The sequence below is a fragment of the Acidiphilium sp. PM genome (assembly GCF_000219295.1).
GTDB classification, from domain to species: Bacteria; Pseudomonadota; Alphaproteobacteria; order Acetobacterales; family Acetobacteraceae; genus Acidiphilium; species Acidiphilium multivorum.
Genome location: NZ_AFPR01000171.1, coordinates 1 through 4,194, shown reverse-complemented (window position 1 = coordinate 4,194; position 4,194 = coordinate 1). Strand labels below are relative to the sequence as shown.

At 68.2% G+C, this 4,194-nt stretch carries 4 protein-coding genes and 1 pseudogene; all 5 read left to right on the top strand.

Annotated features, from left to right (window positions below; translation table 11 throughout):
• A pseudogene (locus APM_RS08375) lies at positions 1-310 on the top strand (phosphohistidine phosphatase); the annotation flags it as partial.
• 143 nt (positions 311-453) lie between these two features.
• The gene (gene gltA / locus APM_RS08370) at positions 454-1,773 is read left to right on the top strand and encodes a citrate synthase (protein WP_007422930.1); all 1,320 of its coding nucleotides are present in this window, start codon (positions 454-456) and stop codon (positions 1,771-1,773) included.
• A gap of 102 nt (positions 1,774-1,875) precedes the next feature.
• Positions 1,876-2,223, top strand: coding sequence for a helix-turn-helix transcriptional regulator (locus tag APM_RS08365; protein WP_007422929.1), 348 nt, complete (start codon positions 1,876-1,878; stop codon positions 2,221-2,223).
• Between the two features lie 30 nt (positions 2,224-2,253).
• Positions 2,254-3,321, top strand: coding sequence for an alkene reductase (locus APM_RS08360; RefSeq protein ID WP_007422927.1), 1,068 nt, complete (start codon positions 2,254-2,256; stop codon positions 3,319-3,321).
• Between the two features lie 41 nt (positions 3,322-3,362).
• The gene (locus tag APM_RS08355) at positions 3,363-4,127 is read left to right on the top strand and encodes an SDR family NAD(P)-dependent oxidoreductase (RefSeq protein WP_007422928.1); all 765 of its coding nucleotides are present in this window, start codon (positions 3,363-3,365) and stop codon (positions 4,125-4,127) included.
• The last annotated feature ends 67 nt before the right edge of the window (positions 4,128-4,194 follow it).

Below are 4,194 nucleotides of genomic sequence, written 5' to 3'. Positions count from 1 at the left end.
GGACCGGACGCCGAACATCGAGGTGATGGAGACGCTCTACATGGCGCCGGCGGCGCGGCTGCTGGAAATCCTGCGCGAGCTGCGCGAGACCATGCTGAGCGTGATGCTGGTCGGCCATAATCCGGGGCTGCACGAGCTGGCGCTGATGCTGGCCTCGGGCGCGCAGGCGCGCGACGCGGCGCATGCGCGGCTGGAGGAGGGATTCCCGACCATGCGGGCGGCGGAATTCCTCGTTCTCACCCCCTGGCGGGACCTGCGGCCGGCCGGCGCGCGGCTGCAGCGGGTGATCGATCCGCCTCCTCCCGGCTGAACATGAGTGTCATGTTGCAGGCGCGAAGGTTGCGCGATTGTCCCGGAAGGATTTACAGAATGGGAACTCAGACCGATTAGTCTCAGCCCCTGACCAGGGCGCGGATCAGGACGGTTCGACCGGACATTAGAGGAATCTTGACCATGAGCAGCACGACCGAAGGCGCGCGCGCGACGCACGCGACGCTCACGATACCCGGCAGCAACAAGACGGCCGAACTCCCGCTCCTGAACGGCACGCTCGGCCCGCAGGTCGCCGATATCCGCAAGCTCCAGGCGCAGACCGGGATCTTCACCTTCGACCCCGGCTATGGCGAGACCGCCTCCTGCGAGAGCAAGATCACCTATATCGACGGCGATGAGGGGGTGCTGCTGTATCGCGGCTACCCGATCGACCAGCTCGCCGAGAAATCGACCTTTCTCGAGGTCGCGCACCTGTTGCTCTACGGCGAGCTGCCGACGGCCGCGGAGTTCGAGTCGTTCAACCGCGGCGTGACCATGCACACGATGCTGCACGAGCAGGTGCGCCGCTTCTTCGACGGGTTCCGGCGCGACGCCCACCCGATGGCGGTGCTGTGCGGCGTGGTCGGCGCGCTCTCGGCCTTCTATCCGGAAAGCGTGAACGTGAACGACGCGCGGGAGCGCGAGATCAGCGCGTTCCGGCTGATCGCCAAGATCCCGACCATCACCGCCTGGGCCCACAAATACTCCACCGGCCAGCCCTTCATGTATCCGCGCAACGATCTCTCCTATGCGGAGAACTTCCTCTACATGATCAACGCGGTGCCGCCGGAGCCGTACCGGAAGAACCCGATCCTGGAGCGGGCGATGGACCGCATCCTGATCCTGCACGCCGATCACGAGCAGAACGCCTCGACCTCGACCGTGCGGCTCGCCGGCTCGACCGGGGCCAACCCCTTCGCCTGCATCGCCGCCGGCATCGCCGCGCTCTGGGGGCCGGCGCATGGCGGCGCCAACGAGGCGGTGCTGAAGATGCTCGGCGAGATCGGGCACAAGGACAACATCCCGGCCTTCATCGCCGAGGTGAAGGACAAGAACAGCCACACCAAGCTGATGGGCTTCGGCCACCGGGTTTATAAAAACTTCGACCCGCGCGCGAAGATCATGCAGCAGACCTGCCACGAGGTGCTGGGCGAGCTCGGCATCAAGCACGAGCCGCTGCTGGAACTGGCGATGGAGCTTGAAAAGATCGCGCTGGACGACGATTATTTCGTCTCGCGCAAGCTGTATCCGAACGTCGATTTCTATTCGGGCATCATCCTCAAGGCGATGGGCTTCCCGACCACGATGTTCACCCCGCTCTTCGCCCTGGCGCGCACCACCGGCTGGATCAGCCAGTGGATGGAAATGATCGCCGACCCGTCGCAGCGGATCGGCCGGCCGCGCCAGCTCTATACCGGGGCGCCGCGGCGCGACTACGTCTCGATCGACCAGCGGGGCTGATGCCCGCAATGCGCGCCGGGCTGCCGGCGCGCATCCCTGCCCTGCGCAAGTTCGCAAATCCCCGATCTTCATATCGGGTGAACCCGATCCATCTATCGTCGCATGACGATCGATGCCGATCATGACCACGCACCGGATCTGGACGAGGGGCTGAAGGCCCTGGTGCATCCGGTGCGGCGCGCGATTCTCGCCAAGCTCGCCGAACCCGAACGGCATTTCGCCGGGCAGGAGCACCCGCTCTCCTTCGGCGTGTGCGCGGGGGCGATCGAGCGGAGCTGCCCGCTGTCGCAATCGAGCATCTCGGCCCATCTCGCCGCCCTTCACGCGGCGGGGCTGGTCGAGACCAGGCGGGTCGGAACCTTCGTGTTCTACCGGCGCAATGACGGCGCGATCGACGCGCTGATCAGGGGACTCGCGAAATCCCTCGATCGGCCCGAACCCACTCCCTGAATTCGCAGCATCAACCGGAAAGGCTGATCAATGTCGAAACTGTTCGAACCCCTGCGGGCCGGCGCCTTCACCCTGCGCAACCGCATCGTCATGGCGCCGCTGACCCGCGCGCGGGCCGGCGAGGCGCGCCTGCCCAACGCGCTGATGGCGCAGTATTACGCCCAGCGCGCCGGCGCGGGCATGATCCTGTCCGAGGCGACCTCGGTGACGCCGATGGGCGTCGGCTATGCCGCGACGCCGGGCCTGTGGTCCGAGGAGCAGGTGGCGGGCTGGCGCATCGTCACCGAGGCGGTGCATCGCGAGGGCGGCATCATCCTCGCCCAGCTCTGGCATGTCGGGCGGATTTCCGACCCGATCTTCCTCAACGGCGAACTGCCGGTGGCGCCGAGCGCGATCGCGGCCGGCGGGCATGTGAGCCTGGTGCGGCCGGAGCGGCCCTTCGTGACGCCGCGCGCGCTGGAGACCGAGGAGATTCCGGGCGTGATCGAGGCCTACCGGGCCGCGGCGCGGAACGCCAAGGCGGCCGGGTTCGACGGCGTCGAGATCCATGGCGCGAACGGCTACCTGCTCGACCAGTTCCTGCAGGATTCGACCAACAAGCGGACCGACCAGTATGGCGGTTCGATCGCGAACCGCGCGCGGCTGCTGCTGGAGGTGACGGATGCGGCCATCGGCGTCTGGGGGGCCGACCGGGTGGGCGTGCATCTCGCCCCGCGCGGCGATGCGCACACGATGGGCGATTCCGACAAGCTCGCGCTGTTCACCCATGTCGCCACCGAACTCGGCAAGCGGAAGATCGCCTTCATCGCGGCGCGCGAGCACAAGGCGGCGGACTGGATCGGGCCGCAGCTGAAGGCGGCGTTCGGCGGCGTGTATATCGCCAACGAGAAGTTCACCCGCGACACCGCCGAGGCGGCGATCGAGGCGGGCGAGGTGGACGCGGTGGCGTTCGGACAGCTCTATATCGCGAACCCGGACCTGGTGGAGCGGTTCCGCGACGGGCTGGCGCTGAACCCGCCCGACATGTCGACCTTCTACCAGGGCGGCGCCGAGGGCTATACCGACTATCCGACGGCCGCGAAGCAGAAGGCGGCCTGAACCGGCGGGCCGGGGCGCGTTTGCCCCGGCCCTGCCACAACATGAAGGGCGAGGAGCGGGCGATGCGGTTTGCGGGCAGGAAGGTCGTGGTGATGGGCGGCAGCCGGGGAATCGGCCTCGCCATCGCGATGGGGTTTGCCGCCGAGGGGGCCGCGGTCGCGATCTGCGCGCGCGGCGCCGAAGCGCTGGAGGTGGCGCGGCGCGAGATCGCCGGGCATGGCGGGCGCGTGTTCGCCGCCCCCTGCGACCTTGCCGAGGCGGAACAGATCGCCCGTTTCGTGCCGGAGGCGGCCGCTTCGCTGGGCGGCATCGACATTCTCGTGAACAATGCCTCGGGCTTCGGGATGACCGATGACGAGGCGGGATGGGCCGCCTCGATCGGGGTGGACGTGATGGCGGTGGTGCGGGCGAGCCATGCCGCCCTGCCCTTCCTGGAGGCCGCCGAGGGGGCCGCGATCGTCAACATCGCCTCGATTTCCGGCCTGCGCGCCTCGACCCGCAGCCTGCCCTACGCGGCGGTGAAGGCGGCGGTGATCAACTACACGATGTCGCAGGCGGCGACGCTGGCGCCGAAGCGGATCCGGGTGAATGCGATCTCGCCCGGCTCGATCGCGTTTCCCGGCGGGCTGTGGGAGCAGCGCAAGGAAACCAATCCGAAACTCTACGAGGCGACCCTCGCCTCGATTCCGTTCGGGCGGTTCGGCACCGCGGAGGAAATCGCCGAGGTGGCGATGTTCCTCGGCTCGCCGGCGGCGCGCTGGGTGACGGGGCAGAACATCGTCGTCGATGGCGGGCAGATGCTCTGATCCGATCCGGGGGACCGGACAGGGCGTCTCGCGCCGGGCGGGATGCGGGTCGGACAGGAGCCTCGCG